The organism is Geobacter benzoatilyticus, assembly GCF_017338855.1.
Lineage (GTDB): Bacteria > Desulfobacterota > Desulfuromonadia > Geobacterales > Geobacteraceae > Geobacter > Geobacter benzoatilyticus.
This window is the reverse complement of sequence record NZ_CP071382.1, coordinates 2,939,070-2,955,545: the sequence shown is the minus strand read 5'-3', so window position 1 is coordinate 2,955,545 and position 16,476 is coordinate 2,939,070. Positions and strand designations below refer to the sequence as shown.

Sequence of the window (16,476 nt, the reverse complement as noted above, 5' to 3'; positions counted from 1 at the left end):
TGCTTCCCGCATCATTACTTGTCGATTAGAAGGAGATCGCACCGTGATTGAACGTTACAGTCGTCCTGAAATGGCCCGTATATGGGAAGCTCGCAACCGTTACCAGAAGTGGCTCGATATAGAAATTTCCGCCTGTGAAGCTCACGCTGAATTGGGTAACATCCCCCATGAGGCCGTGGAACGGATCAAGTCAAAAGCTGATTTCGATGTTGAGCGGATCGATGAAATCGAAAAGACCGTCAAACACGATGTTATTGCTTTTCTCACTTCTGTTGCCGATTACATCGGCGACGATTCGCGATTCGTGCATCTGGGCCTGACCTCTTCTGACGTTCTTGACACTTCCTTCGCCATGCTGCTGGTCGAGGCGTCCGATCTCATCATCGATGACATTAAACGTCTTATGGAAGTGATTAAGCGGCGTGCTTATGAGCACAAGGATACGCCGATGATGGGGCGCTCCCATGGCATACATGCCGAACCGGTTACCTTCGGCATCAAGATGGCGTTGTGGTATGACGAGATGCGCCGCAACCTTCGCCGGATGGAAGCGGCACGCGAGACCATTGCCTACGGCAAGATCTCCGGGGCGGTCGGAACCTTTGCCAATATCGACCCCCGTGTCGAAGAATATGTCTGCAAAAATGGCGGCCTCAAGCCGGCTCCATGTTCAACTCAGGTAATCCAACGGGACCGTCATGCCGAGTTCTTTGCCACGCTCGCAATAATTGCCAGCTCCATTGAAAAATTTGCCGTGGAGATTCGCCACCTGCAACGTACTGAGGTGTTAGAAGCCGAAGAGTTCTTCAGTAAGGGGCAGAAGGGCTCATCCGCCATGCCCCATAAACGCAATCCGGTTCTCTCCGAGAACCTTACCGGTCTGGCTCGCCTCGTGCGGGGCTATGCGGTGTCGGCCATGGAGAATGTGCCACTCTGGCACGAACGTGACATTTCCCACTCGTCGGTTGAGCGTGTCATCGGCCCCGATGCCACCATAGTCATAGATTTCATGCTCAATCGCTGCATCGGTCTCATCGACAACCTCGTTGTCTACCCTGAAAACATGATGAAAAATCTCAATCTCATGCGAGGGCTTATATTCTCGCAACGGGTACTGCTCAAGCTTGCCAATGCAGGTGCTTCCCGCGAGAATGCCTATGGGCTCGTTCAGCGCAATGCCATGAAGGTCTGGGAGCAGGGGAAGGATTTCCAGGAAGAGCTTCTTGCAGATGCCGATGTGCGCAGTTTTCTCCCCGAGGAAGAGATTCGCGAAGCGTTCGACCTCAACTATCATTTGAAGCATGTAGATACAATTTTCACGAGGGTTTTCGGTGGGTAGTCTCCTCGATTTTTTCAGGCTTGAGGCTTCAGATCACCTGTTACTCTTCTGGGTGAAAGAAATCCTCGTAGCCGTTGTAATATTTACGTTTTTCTGGGGACTTTCCCAGGTTGTGCGGTATCTCCTCACAACCTGGGTGCCCCGGTTGACCGCCTTTACCCGTACCGGGCTGGATGATCAGATCCTCCGGCGAATAACTCCACCGACAAGCACCCTGGTGGTTTTTGCCGGACTCTACTTTGCCGTAAGGTCTCTGCCACTTCCCGAAAAGGCTTATCTGGTTCTGTCCGGGGCGGTCTATATAATCATCGTCATAGTCGTTACCGTCATTATAGGGCGCGGCATTTCGGAAATACTCAACTGGTATGGCAGAAAGCTGGCCGAACGGCATGGCGTAGGGGTAGACCGCCAGATCATCCCACCCCTTGAGAAAATCATCACAATATTCCTCGTGGGTATCGCCTTGATGGTGATACTCAAACATTTCAACTACGATATTCTCTCCGTGGTCACAGCCTTGGGGATCGGCTCCCTGGCAATAGGCCTTGCGGCAAAAGATACCCTGGCCAACATGATTTCCGGTTTCACCCTTATGGTTGACCGCCCCTTTCGCATTGGCGACCGGATTCAGCTTACTTCCGGGCAATGGGGCGATGTGGCGGATATCGGTCTCCGTACCACTAAAATCAAGACAGTTGACAACACGCTGCTCGTTATCCCCAACTCAGAGCTCTGCAATACAATTCTCATCAACCTTGCCTTCCCCGATGTCAGGGCGAAGGGGAGGGTAGACGTGGGTGTCGGTTATGATTGCAATGTGGAAGAGGTCAAGCGTATTCTGGTCGATACGGCGCTCGGCGTCCCCGAAGTCCTTCATGATCCCGCGCCGGAAGCCTTTTTTGTTTCTTTTGGTGAAAGTGCCCTCAATATGTCGCTGTTCTTTTGGGTTGATGACTACAAGAGTATTTTCCCCATCACTGACAGGATTAACGAGCAGATTATCAACCGGTTCAGGGCAAATCGCATCAATATCCCCTACCCGATACGGACCGTTTTCTTGGAAAAGGGAAACTAAATGGTAAGACGAATCGAGATTGCCCTCAGGGAAGGTCTTCGCGACGCCCGTGGCGAGAGAATCAAAAGAGAGATTCAGCATTTTCTGCATTTGCCGGTGGATTCTGTACGGACCATAGATGTATATACCGTGGATGCGGAATTGTCCGAGGAGGAATTCGTCAAGACCGCTTCGGAGCCTTTCTGCGATCCGGTCATTCAGGTCTGGAGCATTGATCGTCCTCTAGCCGCCGGGTTCGACTTCCTGGTTGAGGTCGGCTATCGCCCCGGAGTGACCGACAACATCGGACGCACCGGCAGGGAAGCCATTGAATACATCACCGGCCGTCCCCTAAAGGCGGGCGAAGGAGTCTTTACCTCGGTACAGTATCTCCTCAGCGGTAATCTCTCCCGAACCGACGTCGAACTGATTGCCCGAAATCTTCTCGGTAATGCCCTCATTCAACGCTTTGCGGTGCTCGACCAGGCCGAGTTTGCGGCAAATGGGGGGGTGTCGGCCTATGTACCCAGGGTTCAGTCTCAGTCAGAAATTCAGGTCAGGGAAATCGATCTTGAAGTTTCCGATGAAGAACTGATGCGGATCAGCAAGGATGGGGTTCTCGCCCTGACCCTTGATGAGATGAAAATCATTCAGGCGCATTACCGCGATCAGCAGGTCCGCGAGGCGCGCCAGAAGCTCGGGCTTGGTGCGGTTCCGACCGATGTTGAACTGGAATGCCTTGCCCAAACGTGGTCCGAGCACTGCAAGCACAAGATCTTTGCCGGGACGGTACATTACGAGGACGATAAGGGGAACCGGCAGGAAATCAAGTCGCTATTCAAATCGTTCATTCAGCGGACTACCAAGGATGTTCGGGAGAAGTTGGGCAATAAGGATTTTTGCCTTTCAGTTTTCAAAGACAATGCAGGAGTAATCAAGTTCAATGAAGACTGGTCCCTGGTTTTCAAGGTGGAAACCCACAACTCCCCTTCGGCTCTGGACCCTTACGGCGGGGCACTGACCGGCATCGTCGGCGTGAATCGCGATCCATTCGGCACCGGCAAAGGTGCGAAGCTCATCTTCAACACCGATGTTTTCTGCTTTGCCGATCCTTTCTACGACAAACCGCTGCCGTCCAGGCTTCTCCATCCACGCCGCATTTACGAAGGGGTTGTCGAAGGGGTTGAGCATGGCGGCAACAAAAGCGGCATACCTACGGTCAACGGATCTCTAGTATTCGATGAGCGTTTTGCTGGTAAACCCCTGGTTTTTTGTGGAACAGCCGGCATCATGCCTGCGACGTTGAACGGCGAACCGGGTCACGAGAAGTCGATAAAGCCGGGCGACTTGATTGTCATGACCGGCGGGCGTATCGGCAAGGACGGCATCCACGGCGCCACTTTCTCCTCCGAGGAACTGAATGAGAATTCGCCTGTCACCGCGGTACAGATCGGCGACCCCATCACCCAGAAGAGAATGTTCGATTTCCTGATCCGTGCCCGCGACAAGGGGTTATATCGGTTCATCACCGATAACGGCGCCGGCGGCCTTTCATCGTCAGTCGGCGAAATGGCGGGCGAGTGCGGCGGCTGCCATATGGATCTTGCCAAGGCTCCCCTCAAGTATCCCGGGCTCGATCCCTGGGAGATACTCATCTCCGAGGCCCAGGAGCGCATGAGTCTTGCCGTGCCGCCGGAATCCATCGACGAATTCATGGCAATGGCCAAGCGTTTCAATGTTGAAGCGACCATATTGGGCGAGTTTACCGACAGCGGTTATTTCCATATGGTCTACGGTGACCGCACCGTTGCCTGGCTGCCCATGGAGTTCATGCACGAAGGGCTTCCCCCGATGCAGCTTCCCGCAAAGTGGGCACCGCCACGCTACGAAGAACCGGTTCTCCCCGCAAAAGAGGATTATACCGCAGACCTGAAGCAGCTTCTCGGCGCACTGAATATCTGTTCCAAGGAGTCGGTGGTCCGCCGCTATGACCACGAAGTGCAGGGTGGGAGCGTAGTTAAACCCTTCACCGGCGTGGCCAACGATGGCCCTTCCGATGCCGCCGTGGTCCGGCCGATTCTCGATTCCTTTGAAGGGGTCGTGGTGGCCCACGGGATCTGCCCCCGCTACTCCGATATCGACACTTACCACATGACCGCAAACGCCATTGACGAGGCGCTGCGCAACTATGTGGCCGTTGGCGGCTCTCTGGATCTCGTGGCCGGACTCGACAACTTCTGCTGGTGCGACCCGGTGAAGTCGGAGAAGACACCCGATGGCGAGTACAAGATGGCCCAGCTGGTCCGTGCCAACCATGCCCTTTATGACGTTTGCCTTGCCTATAATCTTCCGCTAATTTCAGGCAAGGACTCCATGAAAAACGATTTTTATGATGGGGCCACTAAAATTTCGATCCCGCCGACCATTCTTTTCTCGGTTATCGGCAAGATAGAGGATGCCAGAAAAAGCGTTACCATGGACGTTAAGCGACCCGGCGATATCGTCTACCTCCTTGGAACTACCGGCAACGAGATGGGGGGGTCCGAGTACCTGGCCCTGCGTGGCGGCATCGGCAACATTGTCCCGAAGGTTAACCCCGAGAAAGCCCTCAAACGGTACCGTGCCCTGCACATGGCCATAACCGGCGGTCTTATAGCTTCCTGCCACGATCTTTCTGACGGCGGCCTTGCCGTCGCCCTGGCCGAGACAGCTTTTGCCGGCGGGTACGGTATTGCCGCCGATCTCGGCCGGGTCCTCTGGGGAGATGCCGACCCCTTGCGCAACGATGCTGTTCTTCTGTTCTCCGAATCGGCTTCGCGGCATCTTGTGACGGTTCGCCCCGAGAATCGGGATGCCTTCGAAACAGCCATGGCCGGCAATTGTTTCTCGGCCATCGGAACCGTTACGGAAGAGGCTGCTGTTGCCATTACCGGGCTTTCCGGCAAAACGGTTGTGAACGCAGGTATTGAAGAACTTAAAGAAGCGTGGCAGAGTCCGCTGAGGGAGCTGTAGCATGTCGAAAACACGAGCTATTGTCATAACCGGCAACGGTACCAACTGTGAAGTGGAGGCGGCTCACGCCTGTCGCCTCGGCGGATTCGACGACGCGGTTATCGCCCATATTTCAGACCTGTTGTCGGGCGACATCCGCCTGGATGACTTCCACTTCATCAACCTCACCGGCGGCTTTCTCGACGGCGATGACCTGGGCAGCGCAAAGGCGCAAGCCAATCGTCTCCGCTACGCCAAGGTGGATGATCTCGAAGAGCATCTCATCGACCAGTTCAGCCGTTTCATAAATGCGGGCAAACTGATCCTCGGGGTCTGCAACGGTTTTCAGCTAATGGTGAAAATGGGGCTCCTGCCGGCAATTGGCGGATCTTATCTGAAGCAGACCGCAACCCTGACCTTCAATGACTGTGGCCGGTTTCAGGACCGCTGGGTCTATCTTAAGGTAGATCCCGCCTCTCCCTCGGTCTACACGGGTGATGTAGAACAGGGAATATACCTGCCGATGCGTCACGGGGAGGGGAAGCTTGTCGTAGACAGCCCTGCCACGCTTGCCGCCATCGAGGATAAGCATCTTGCCGTCTTCAGGTATTCCGATGCAGCCTACAGCGCACCCACCATGGAATTTCCCCTGAATCCCAACGGGTCGGTTAATGCCATTGCGGCCCTCTGCGATGAAACCGGCCGACTTATGGGTATGATGCCCCACCCGGAGGCTTTCGTCCACCGGACCCATCATCCCCGCTGGACTCGCGAAGAACTGCCCGAAGAAGGTGACGGTCTTGTCCTGTTCAAGAACGCTGCTGAGTACGTAAGGAAAAATTTGCTGTAATACTGCTGAAACCGGGCGGCTGACATTTTGCAGCCGCTTATTTCGTATATGGAGACGGAATGAAGCTTTACAGACCTACGGAAGAATGCGGAATTTTTGGTATTTACGGTCATCCAGAGGCGGCGAACCTGACTTATCTCGGGCTCTACGCCCTTCAACACCGGGGACAGGAAGCATGCGGCATCGTCTCTTCGGACGGACGAAGCCTTCATGTTCACCGGAGCATGGGACTGGTGGCGGATGTCTTCGGCGATCAGGCGCTTTTTCGCAATCTCCCTGGTCCCGCGGCAATCGGCCATGTCCGTTACTCAACAACTGGAGATTCTGTCACCAAGAACGTCCAGCCAATCAAGGTGGATTATTCCCGCGGCTCCATTGCCGTGGCCCACAATGGCAATCTGGTTAACGCGCAGATCGTCAAGGACGAGTTGGAGGCATGGGGGTCGATCTTTCAGACCACAATGGACACGGAGGTAATCCTCCATCTGCTGGCTGCCTCCAAACAGAACTCCCTTGAGGACCGTATCGCCGAAGCTCTCGGACGTCTGAAGGGAGCTTACTGCCTTCTGTTCCTGACCGAGACCCGCATGGTTGCGGCCCGGGACCCCCAGGGCTTCCGCCCCCTTTGTCTCGGCAAGCTGGGCGACGGCTGGGTTGTCGCCTCGGAGAGTTGCGCCCTTGACCTCATCGAGGCTGAATTCGTCCGTGAGGTTGAGCCAGGCGAGGTCATCGTCATTACGAAGGATGGCATTACCTCGCATTTCCCCCTCAAGAAGGCTGAAACGGCCCCCTGTATCTTCGAATTTGTTTACTTCGCACGCCCCGATTCCTATATTTTCGGGAAAAACGTCTACTCGGTCCGCAAGGAATTCGGACGGCAGCTGGCCCGGGAGCACCAGGTCGATGCCGATATCGTCATCCCGGTTCCCGATTCGGGTGTCCCGGCTGCGTTGGGCTATGCCCAGGAAGCCGGACTTCCTTTCGAATTGGGGCTGATTCGTAACCACTACATCGGACGAACCTTCATTGAACCCCAGCAATCGATCCGGCACTTCGGGGTGAAAATCAAGCTCAATCCGGTGCGCGAGATCCTTGAGGGTAAGCGGGTTGTAGTAATCGACGATTCCATTGTGCGGGGGACCACTTCCCGCAAGATCGTGAAGATGGTTCGCAATGCCGGCGCCAAAGAGGTTCATGTCCGCATCTCGTCGCCTCCCACCAGCTACCCCTGCTATTACGGCATCGACACGCCAACCCGCAAGGAGCTGATCTCTTCCTCCCATACTCTTGAAGAGATCCGCAGATATATCACCGCTGACTCCCTCGGCTACCTCTCGGAGGAGGGCCTGCTGCAATCCGTCGGGGCCGGGAATACACCATACTGCAAGGCCTGCTTCTCCGGTAACTATCCCATAACATTCCCCAAGCTGGCGGCGGCGCCCCAGCTGGATCTTTTCTGAAAGGAGCTGATTTGACCATGACTGACCGGGAGCGCTTGAAACAGATAATACTGGAACTTTCCTACGAAAAGAGAAAGGTGACCCTCGCTTCTGGCCGGGAGAGCGATTTCTACTTTGACGGCAAGCAGACCACCCTCCATGCCGAGGGGGGGCTTCTGGTCGGCAAGCTTTTCTATGAAGCAATAAAAGATGTCGAAGGTGTCCAGGGCGTCGGCGGCATTACCCTCGGGGCCGATCCGATTGCGACAGCAACGTCCATCGCGGCATATCTCGACGGACGTCCCATGCATGCATTCATTATCCGTAAAGAGCCCAAGGGCCACGGTACGGGTCAATGGCTCGAAGGGCGCAAAAATCTTCCGCCCGGTTCGAAGGTAGTTATCGTGGAGGATGTGGTGACCACCGGAGGTTCCTCCATGAAAGCCGTCCGCCGTGCCGAGGAAGAGGGTCTGATTGTACTCGGTATCGTTTCTCTAGTGGACCGGGAAGAGGGGGGCCGTGAAAACATCGAGGCTGAAGGGGTCTGGTTGAGAAGCATTTTCACCAGGTCTCAGCTCGTTGATTAAGGCACTGAAAAACAAGAAAGCAGGGAAGGCGGGATTTCCCGCCTTCTTTTTTTGAAGGAACATGGACGGGATTTTAAAGGAATATAGCGAACTGCTGTCCAGTGTGGACAAGTGGTTCGCCAACTGTATCGCGCAATCCGGTGAGCGCATCCGCTGTGCCGCGGGGTGCTCCGAGTGCTGCCGAGGGCTTTTCGATATCACGCTCCTAGATGCGGCGCTCCTTAAAAAGGGTTTCGATCAACTGGATGCCTGCACCCGCGGGCAGGTATTGGAGCGATGCCGTTCGCGCCTTTTTGTGCTCCAGGAGCTTTGGCCCGAGTTCGATTCTCCCTATCTTCTCAACTACCGTCCCGAAGAAGAGTGGGAAATTCTCATGCCCGATGACGATGAAACTCCTTGCCCGCTTCTCGGGCAGGACGGCAGATGCCTGGTCTACGAATTTCGCCCCATGACCTGCCGGCTCCATGGGCTTCCCCTGGTTGATCTTACGGGAGAAGTGCTCCATGACGAATGGTGCACCCTCAATTTTGTTGATAACGACCCCCTGGCCGACACTGCACTCAGGGGAGAGTTCACTGATATATTCAGGGCAGAGGTCCGTCTCTTTCGGCGTTTGTCGGCACGCCTCCTGGGGCGAGAATTCGCAGAGCTTGACACTTTCATCCCAACCGCCCTCCTCATTGACTTCCAGCATTTCGATTGGCCCGGTTATGGGGCAGCTCTGGCCGCAACTCCTTGACTGATCTTGCCCAATAGGTATAATAAACGCTCAATTTCAGTCAGGAAGGGCATCCATGGCCGTTGAAAAGTTCGAAACCGCACTTAAAAAGCTGGAAGAAGTGGTGAACAGGCTTGAAAGCGGGGACTTGTCCCTTGATGACTCCCTCAAAGCTTTTGAGGAGGGGGTCAAAATGGCCGCCTTCTGCACCAAAAAGCTGGATGAGGCGGAAAAAAAGGTGGAGTTACTGCTCAAGAAAAAGGACGGCAGTTTCTCGAAGGAGCCATTCCGGCTGGATGAAGGGGAGTAGGGAAGCATATTTTTGATTAAAAGCGAGTTTTCATGGACCTGAAAAGCTATCTCAAAGAACGCTGCACCATTGTTGACGAAGCCCTTGAACGCCATCTGCCGAGGGAGAGTGAGCTCCCCGTTTCCGTCCACCGTTCCATGCGTTATTCGGTCTTTGCCGGGGGAAAGCGGATACGTCCCGTGCTGATGCTCGCTGCTTGCGAGGCGGTGGGAGGAACGCCGGATCTCGCTCTTCCTGCGGCCTGCGCCATGGAGATGATACATACCTATTCACTGATTCACGATGACTTGCCGGCCATGGACGATGACGATTTCCGCCGCGGCCGTCCCACCAACCACAAGGTTTTCGGAGAAGCAATCGCCATTCTCGCCGGCGATGCGCTCCTGACGGAAGCATTTATCCTCATGAGCTCTCCGGAATATGCAGCGAAAGTTGGGCCTTCCCGTCTGCTTCCGGTTATCCAGGAAATCGGCTTCTGCGCCGGATCCAGGGGTATGGTCGGCGGCCAGGTAGTCGATATGGAGAGTGAGGGGCAAAAGGATATTGATCTGGCCACGGTCCAGTACATCCACACCCACAAGACCGGCGCCCTTATGAAGGCTTCGGTCAAAGCCGGGGCCATCCTCGGAGGGGCTGAAGGGGAGGCCCTCGCGGCCATGACCCGTTACGGGGAAGCCATCGGCCTCGCCTTCCAGATAGCCGACGATATTCTTGATATAGAGGGAACCACCGAACAGATCGGTAAAGATGCCGGAAGCGATCAAGCCCGCGGCAAAGCAACGTATCCGGCGGTTATGGGCCTGGCCGACTCCAAACGCCGCGCCCAGGAACTGGTTGAAATCGCCCTTGATGCCATCGCGCCTTTCGGTGAGAAGGCCGAGCCGCTGCGGGAAATTGCCCGCTATATCGTATCCCGGAATTCCTGATGACGACAATTCTTGAAACCATCGACTCACCCTGCGATTTGAAGGGGCTTTCTGCCAGCCAACTTGAGCAGCTTGCATCGGAATTGAGGGCAAAAATCATTGCCGTCTGCGCCGAAAACGGCGGGCACCTGGCTCCGAGCCTCGGCGTGGTTGAACTGACTCTGGCTCTCCACAGGGTGTTCGATTCCCCCACGGACAAGATTATCTGGGATGTGGGGCACCAGTCCTATGCCCATAAATTGCTTACCGGCCGGCGGGATAAGTTTGCCACTCTTCGTACCCTCGGTGGAATCAGCGGTTTCCCCAAACGTTGCGAATCTCCCCATGATGCCTACGACACGGGCCATACCTCAACCTCCATCTCAGCGGCTCTCGGTTTTGCCGCCGCTCGCGACCTGCGTGGCGAACGGAACAAGGTAGTAGCAGTCATCGGCGATGGCTCCATGACGGGTGGCCTAGCATACGAGGGGCTCAATCACGCAGGAGAGCTGAACAAGGACCTGGTGGTTATTCTGAACGACAACGAGATGTCCATTGCCGAGAACGTGGGGGCGTTGTCCAATTTTCTGAACCGTACCGTGACCAGCGACTTTGTACACACGATCAAGAAGGACCTCGAAGGTTTTCTCGGCGGGCTTGACAAGATAGGCCACGGGGTTCTCAAGGTGGCGAAGCGCGCAGAGGAATCCCTCAAAAGTCTCTTCACGCCCGGCATGCTCTTCGAGGCGTTCGGGTTTGAATACATCGGTCCCATTGATGGGCACGACATCGGCCGCCTTACGGAAACCTTCGAAAAAATCAAAAGATTTGATGACGCGGTACTGATTCACGTTCTTACCAAGAAGGGAAAGGGATACCCCCCCGCGGAAGCAAAACCGGCCCTTTTTCACGGTGTCGGACCGTTTGAGGCTGAAACCGGCAAGGTGCTGAAAGGGAAGGGTGGGGCAGCTTCTTATACCGGCGTCTTCGGCGAGGCAATCAGAAAAATAGCGGCCGACGACGACCGGGTCATAGCACTCACCGCTGCCATGCCGGATGGGACCGGGCTCACCGCGTTCGCGTCAGATTTCCCCCAACGGTTCTTCGACGTGGGTATTGCCGAGCAGCACGGCGTAACCTTTGCCGCCGGGCTTGCCGCCGAGGGTTACCGGCCGGTATTCGCCGTTTACTCGTCCTTCCTGCAGCGGGCCTATGATCAGGTGTTCCACGATGTATGCCTGCAGAATCTTCCGGTCACTTTCGCCATAGACCGTGCCGGGGTTGTCGGAAGTGACGGCCCGACTCATCATGGGCTTTTCGATCTCTCGTACCTGCGTCATCTGCCTAATATGGTTGTAATGGCGCCAAAGGATGAGAACGAACTCCAGCATATGCTGAAGACAGCCATCGACCATGACGGGCCGGCGGCGCTGCGCTACCCGCGCGGCAACGGCTACGGCATTTCCCTTGACCAGGCATTTCAGGCGCTGCCGCTCGGGAAAAGTGAAATGTTGCGGGAAGGAAACAGCGGCGCTCTGCTTGCGGTAGGGTCAACCGTCTATCCCGCCCGAGAGGCAGCCGAAACCCTGGCGGCAGACGGACTAGATTTCAGCGTAGTCAACGTTCGATTCATCAAACCCCTTGACCGTGACGCAATCATATCCCTTGCCCGTGCAACCGGTACCCTGGTAACCGTTGAAGAAAACGCCGTACAGGGCGGGTTCGGTACGGCAGTGCTGGAACTGCTGGAAGAGGAGGGTATTGAAGGGGTCAAGGTCCTGCGCCTGGGGTACCCCGATTTTTATGTTGAACAGGGAGAACAGCCGGAACTCAGGGCTAAATTCGGACTGGACGCTCCGGGGATCACCGAAAGAGTTCGAGCATTCATGAGATCTTGAGCAAAGCCGGGGCCATCCCGGCTTTTTCGTACCATAAGCGGACAAACAGGTGGCGATGAAACGCATAACAACCCAACTCTTCTGCTTGATCAGTCTGTTTTCCATCTTCTCGCCGGTTGCCGATGCTGCCGACCCTCTTCTGCATAACATATATGGAGTTGATCTCCTGGAGGAGGGAAAAATTGAGCAGGGCATCGAGCAGCTGGAGCAGGCCTATCGGCTCTATTCGGCGGATCAAACCCTGAAGAAGAACCTTGCTACCGCATATGCCCTGATGGGGCAGAAGCTTTTGAATAAAAAGTCTTATCCGGAAGCGGCATCGCAATTCGAGAAGTCCATTGAGCTGTTTCCCGACGATCCGCAGTATCATCTGCTGCGTGGCATTTCCTTTACCCTGGCGAAGAACGTTTTACCGGCCCAGTATGAATTACAGCAGGCCCGAAAGCTTGGTGGCGATTCGGCCGAGAGTCTATATTTCCTTGGCCGGCTGCACTATGATGCAGGAGAAACTGATAAGGCCCTGGAGTTTTGGGAAAAAGCCACGGCCATGGCGCCATCTGATACTTTTCTCAGCGGGCTGATGGAAAAAATGCGCCGCGAGCAGGCAGTGGAGGCGAGAATGGAGCGGGGGCACAGCTCCCGTTTCATTGTTTCCTATGATACGGAAGAGGTTAAAACAGATATTGCGCTGGCAGCCCTTGACGTTCTCGAGCAAGTTTACAACGGAGTCGGGACGGATCTTTCCTGTTTTCCCGAGGCACGGGTGCCGGTCATTCTCTACACAAAACGCGACTATCGTGAGGTGACTCGTTCACCGGGCTGGTCCGGTGGGCTCTACGACGGAAAAATCAGGCTGCCAATAGGTGGGATAGTTGAAATCACCTCCGACTTGAGGGGAACGCTTCGTCATGAATACACCCATGCCGTTATACGTGAAATAACGAAAGGGAATTGCCCTGTGTGGCTCAATGAAGGCATTGCGGAACTTCAGGGAAGACTGGAATTCAATACTCCGTTGCGAGAATTGGAGAAAGCCGTCAAAACGGGAGAATTCATCCCTCTTAAGAGACTTGAAGCAGGGTTTGCCGCCCTGGGAACCTCCGAGGTTCATCTGGCCTATGAACAGAGCTACGCATTGGCAAACTTCATGGTTGCAACCTATGGGTGGCACAGGATGCGGACAATACTCTCGAATTTAGGGGAGGGCTTGCCGATTGACAAGGCGATTGCAGGGGGGCTCGATGACCTTGGTCTCAACCTTGAAGGCGTTTTCGACGAATGGAAGGCGTATATGATACGGGAATTTGGTGAAAAAAGAGGGTAATGCCTTCTTTCTGCGGAAGCGTGTAAGGGCCTTATAAAAAATGATTGACAACAAAATATTCGTGACGTATAAGAAGACAAAAATGGTCCTATAGGTATTTAATTATGATGGAATTGACACGTAAAGGTGAATACGCAATCAGGGGAGTTGTTTACCTGGCGCAACTTCCTCCGGGTAAAGTGGCGCTTATCAGCGAGATTGCCGAGGCTGTTGATGTTCCTCAAATGTTCCTCGCCAAAATACTCCAGAGTTTTGCAAAAATTGGCCTTGTAAATTCGTTTCGGGGCGCCGGTGGAGGTTTCATGCTTGGCCGACCGGCATCACAGATTACCCTGCGTGAGGTTGTTGAGGCCGTGGAAGGCCCTATTCTGCCCAACAGATGCCTGATGGGTTCCGGAGTTTGCGAACGCGACACCACGTGCGGAGTACATCCGGTTTGGAGGCAGATTCAGCAGCGTGTTGTGGAAGTTCTCGATGGGGTCACCATAGAAGATCTTGCCGTACATCAGAAATAGCGAAAAAATTTTGCCCGAATAAAGGACAAAATTGGTCCGCTATGATACAGTTTCTGTAATTTATAAATTAAGTATTACAGCCCTGGCGGCTATTTATTACACATTAATGCAAGGAGGTAAGGACGGATGGACGTACTAACCCTGAGCAGGCTGCAGTTCGCGGCAACGACCATGTTCCATTTCATTTTCGTTCCGCTTACCCTGGGCCTCTCGATTCTCACTGCGTACATGGAAACCAGATACGTGCGCACAGGGGATGAGACCTATCTGAAGATGACCAAGTTCTGGGGGAAGCTGTTTCTCATAAACTTTGCCCTGGGGGTCGTTACCGGCATTACTCAGGAATTCCAGTTCGGCATGAACTGGGCCGAGTATTCCAGGTACGTGGGAGATATCTTCGGGGCGCCGCTGGCCATTGAAGCCACGGTGGCCTTTTTCCTGGAGTCCGTTTTCATCGGCGTCTGGATATTCGGCTGGAACAAGGTATCTAAGGTTACCCATGCAATCAGCATTTGGCTGGTGGCAATCGCGACAAACCTGTCGGCCCTCTGGATCCTTCTGGCCAACGGCTGGATGCAGAACCCGGTAGGTTATGTTCTCCGTAATGGCCGTGCCGAAATGGTCGACTTCATGGCGGTTGTTACCAATCCCTATGGAATCATCAAGTTCGTCCATACCGTAAGTTCCGGATACATGGTGGCGGCGTTTTTTGTCATGGGAATTTCTGCGTGGCATTTGCTGCGGAAAAACCAGGTGGATTTCTTTGTCCGTTCATTCAGGATGGGGGCGTTATTCGGTCTGTTGGGCGTAGTTCTGGTGCTTCTTTCCGGCGACTTCCATGCGGTGGAAATCGCCAAGACCCAACCCACCAAGTTTGCTGCCATGGAGTCGGTATGGGAGACCAAGCGTGGAGTCGGCATGAACCTGCTCATTCTTCCCGACCCTAAGAATGAGTGCAATGCGGTAGAGAAAATCTGTATTCCCAATTTGGTGAGCCTGCTCGCATTCCATGATCCCAACTCCGAGATCAAGGGCCTCAAGGATTTCCCGAAGGAAATGCGGCCGCCGGTACAGGCTACCTTCTGGAGTTTCCGTATCATGGTGGGACTCGGCTCCTTCACTGCCCTGGCAGTTTTGGCCGCCGTAATTCTTTCAATGATGAAGTCCCTTGAGAAACGGACCTTATTCCTGCAGATCATGCTGTTGTCCTTGCCTCTGCCATATCTTGCGGCGCAACTTGGCTGGATAGTGGCTGAAATGGGCCGTCAGCCCTGGATCGTGTATGGTGTGCTGAAGACTTCTGAAGGAGTCTCAAAGGCGGTGACGTCACCTCAGGTGATAGGTTCTTTGGTGGGCTTCACCTTGATTTACAGTTTGCTTGGGGCCATCGACATCTACCTTTTGGCTAAATACGCCCGCAAGGGGCCGGATGACGATCTTTCCGGAATTATCAAACCAACGACGGTAAAGGGGGCGTAACATGGAACTGCAGATTACCTGGTTTGTGCTCTGGGGAGTTCTTTGGGCTGTTTATTTCATGCTTGACGGTTTCGTCTTCGGGACAGGAATGCTCCATAACATACTTGCCCGGACCGACGGCGAGAAGCGGGTACTAATCAATACAATCGGGCCGGTGTGGGACGGCAATGAAGTCTGGCTCATCACCGCCGGCGGTGCCACCTTTGCGGCGTTTCCCACTACCTATGCCCTCATGTTCAGCTACCTCTATACTGCGCTGTTGCTCCTGCTCTTCTCCCTGATTGTTCGAGGGGTCTCTTTCGAGTTTCGCGGAAAACTGGAAGGGGAGGGGTGGAAAAAGGCTTGGGATGTGGCGATACAAGTATCCAATTTCTTGCCCGCGCTTCTCTTCGGTGTTGCCTTCGGCAATATTTTCAAGGGGCTTCCCATGGATGCAGCAGGCTATCAGGGCTCATTCATTTCGCTGCTCAACCCCTACGGGCTGCTGACCGGGGTTCTCTTCGTGCTTCTCTTTACGGTGCATGGGGCGCTCTGGCTGTCGGTCAAGACTGTTGGTGACTTGAGTGCCCGTGCCAAAGGAATTGCCGACAAGACCTGGCCGGCCCTGCTTGTGGTTGCGGTGGCTTTCCTTGCCTACACCAAGTTTGCGACGAAATTGTTCGACAATTATCTGGCGAATCCGATTCTCTTTGTGGTCCCGGTTATCGCCGTTGCCGCTCTTGCAGGAATCCGGGTGCTCTCGGCCAAGGGGGCAACGCTCGCAGCTTTTGCCGCATCCTGCGTCACGGTGCTCAGCGTAGTAGCAACCGGCGTCGTGGGGCTCTTCCCGAATCTTATCCCGTCGAGCATTGATCCGGCCTACAGCCTGACGATATTCAACTCGTCGTCGAGTCCGTATACCCTTAAAATCATGACAATTGTGGCGTTTATCTTTGTACCGATTGTGATTATCTACAAAATCTGGGTGTATCGGGTATTCAGGGCTCCGGTCACCGAGGAAGATGTCCTTGGTAATAAACAGGCATATTGAATTTCTGGAAATTTAGAACTAAAAAGCCCGCTTCTGC

14 protein-coding genes are annotated in these 16,476 nt (G+C 54.5%); all 14 read left to right on the top strand.

From position 1 onward, the window contains the following. The first annotated feature begins 43 nt into the window (after positions 1–43). The 14 genes from purB (at position 44) to cydB (ending at position 16,439) form a co-directional block, all read left to right on the top strand. Positions 44–1,339 (top strand): adenylosuccinate lyase, encoded by a 1,296-nt coding sequence (purB, locus tag JZM60_RS13625; protein ID WP_207162973.1) that lies wholly within the window; start codon positions 44–46, stop codon positions 1,337–1,339. Then, positions 1,332–2,414: a mechanosensitive ion channel family protein gene (locus tag JZM60_RS13620; RefSeq protein ID WP_207162972.1), complete on the top strand. Its 1,083-nt coding sequence runs from the start codon at positions 1,332–1,334 to the stop codon at positions 2,412–2,414. Before purB ends, JZM60_RS13620 begins: the two co-directional genes overlap by 8 nt. Continuing rightward, positions 2,415–5,405, top strand: a complete 2,991-nt coding sequence (locus JZM60_RS13615) for a phosphoribosylformylglycinamidine synthase subunit PurS (protein ID WP_207162971.1) — start codon at positions 2,415–2,417, stop codon at positions 5,403–5,405. Between the two features lies 1 nt (position 5,406). Beyond that, positions 5,407–6,234 carry a phosphoribosylformylglycinamidine synthase subunit PurQ gene (locus JZM60_RS13610; RefSeq protein WP_207162970.1) on the top strand — a complete coding sequence of 276 codons (828 nt, stop codon included), beginning with the start codon at positions 5,407–5,409 and terminating at the stop codon, positions 6,232–6,234. Between the two features lie 59 nt (positions 6,235–6,293). Further along, entirely contained in the window at positions 6,294–7,694 is a 1,401-nt protein-coding gene (gene purF, locus JZM60_RS13605; RefSeq protein ID WP_207162969.1) for an amidophosphoribosyltransferase, read from the top strand. Between the two features lie 17 nt (positions 7,695–7,711). Next, positions 7,712–8,260 carry an orotate phosphoribosyltransferase gene (gene pyrE / locus JZM60_RS13600; RefSeq protein WP_207165608.1) on the top strand — a complete coding sequence of 183 codons (549 nt, stop codon included), beginning with the start codon at positions 7,712–7,714 and terminating at the stop codon, positions 8,258–8,260. A 61-nt stretch (positions 8,261–8,321) separates the two neighbouring features. Continuing rightward, complete coding sequence (locus JZM60_RS13595) at positions 8,322–8,999, top strand: YkgJ family cysteine cluster protein (protein ID WP_207162968.1); 678 nt, start codon at positions 8,322–8,324, stop codon at positions 8,997–8,999. A gap of 55 nt (positions 9,000–9,054) precedes the next feature. Continuing rightward, on the top strand, positions 9,055–9,288 hold the full coding sequence (locus JZM60_RS13590; RefSeq protein ID WP_207162967.1) for an exodeoxyribonuclease VII small subunit: 234 nt from the start codon (positions 9,055–9,057) through the stop codon (positions 9,286–9,288). Positions 9,289–9,320: 32 nt separating this feature from the next. Then, positions 9,321–10,214 (top strand): polyprenyl synthetase family protein, encoded by an 894-nt coding sequence (locus JZM60_RS13585; protein WP_207162966.1) that lies wholly within the window; start codon positions 9,321–9,323, stop codon positions 10,212–10,214. Continuing rightward, positions 10,214–12,091: a 1-deoxy-D-xylulose-5-phosphate synthase gene (gene dxs, locus JZM60_RS13580; protein WP_207162965.1), complete on the top strand. Its 1,878-nt coding sequence runs from the start codon at positions 10,214–10,216 to the stop codon at positions 12,089–12,091. Before JZM60_RS13585 ends, dxs begins: the two co-directional genes overlap by 1 nt. 55 nt (positions 12,092–12,146) lie before the next feature. After that, positions 12,147–13,415 carry a peptidase MA family metallohydrolase gene (locus tag JZM60_RS13575; protein ID WP_207165607.1) on the top strand — a complete coding sequence of 423 codons (1,269 nt, stop codon included), beginning with the start codon at positions 12,147–12,149 and terminating at the stop codon, positions 13,413–13,415. A gap of 104 nt (positions 13,416–13,519) precedes the next feature. Continuing rightward, a complete protein-coding gene (locus JZM60_RS13570) occupies positions 13,520–13,930 on the top strand; it encodes an RrF2 family transcriptional regulator (RefSeq protein ID WP_207162964.1) in 411 nt (136 codons plus the stop codon). Positions 13,931–14,056: 126 nt separating this feature from the next. After that, the gene (locus JZM60_RS13565) at positions 14,057–15,409 is read left to right on the top strand and encodes a cytochrome ubiquinol oxidase subunit I (protein ID WP_207162963.1); all 1,353 of its coding nucleotides are present in this window, start codon (positions 14,057–14,059) and stop codon (positions 15,407–15,409) included. 1 nt (position 15,410) lies between these two features. Beyond that, entirely contained in the window at positions 15,411–16,439 is a 1,029-nt protein-coding gene (cydB, locus tag JZM60_RS13560) for a cytochrome d ubiquinol oxidase subunit II (protein WP_207162962.1), read from the top strand. Positions 16,440–16,476 lie beyond the last annotated feature (37 nt).

Bases quoted from the DNA above. Each gene is read 5' to 3' on its own strand.
- JZM60_RS13590 (WP_207162967.1), top strand. From the start codon at position 9,055: ATGGCCGTTGAAAAGTTCGAAACCGCACTTAAAAAGCTGGAAGAAGTG.
- cydB (WP_207162962.1), top strand. From the start codon at position 15,411: ATGGAACTGCAGATTACCTGGTTTGTGCTCTGGGGAGTTCTTTGGGCT.
- JZM60_RS13575 (WP_207165607.1), top strand. From the start codon at position 12,147: ATGAAACGCATAACAACCCAACTCTTCTGCTTGATCAGTCTGTTTTCC.
- JZM60_RS13595 (WP_207162968.1), top strand. From the start codon at position 8,322: ATGGACGGGATTTTAAAGGAATATAGCGAACTGCTGTCCAGTGTGGAC.
- JZM60_RS13565 (WP_207162963.1), top strand. From the start codon at position 14,057: ATGGACGTACTAACCCTGAGCAGGCTGCAGTTCGCGGCAACGACCATG.
- JZM60_RS13570 (WP_207162964.1), top strand. From the start codon at position 13,520: ATGATGGAATTGACACGTAAAGGTGAATACGCAATCAGGGGAGTTGTT.
- pyrE (WP_207165608.1), top strand. From the start codon at position 7,712: ATGACTGACCGGGAGCGCTTGAAACAGATAATACTGGAACTTTCCTAC.
- purF (WP_207162969.1), top strand. From the start codon at position 6,294: ATGAAGCTTTACAGACCTACGGAAGAATGCGGAATTTTTGGTATTTAC.
- JZM60_RS13615 (WP_207162971.1), top strand. From the start codon at position 2,415: ATGGTAAGACGAATCGAGATTGCCCTCAGGGAAGGTCTTCGCGACGCC.
- dxs (WP_207162965.1), top strand. From the start codon at position 10,214: ATGACGACAATTCTTGAAACCATCGACTCACCCTGCGATTTGAAGGGG.
- JZM60_RS13610 (WP_207162970.1), top strand. From the start codon at position 5,407: ATGTCGAAAACACGAGCTATTGTCATAACCGGCAACGGTACCAACTGT.
- JZM60_RS13585 (WP_207162966.1), top strand. From the start codon at position 9,321: ATGGACCTGAAAAGCTATCTCAAAGAACGCTGCACCATTGTTGACGAA.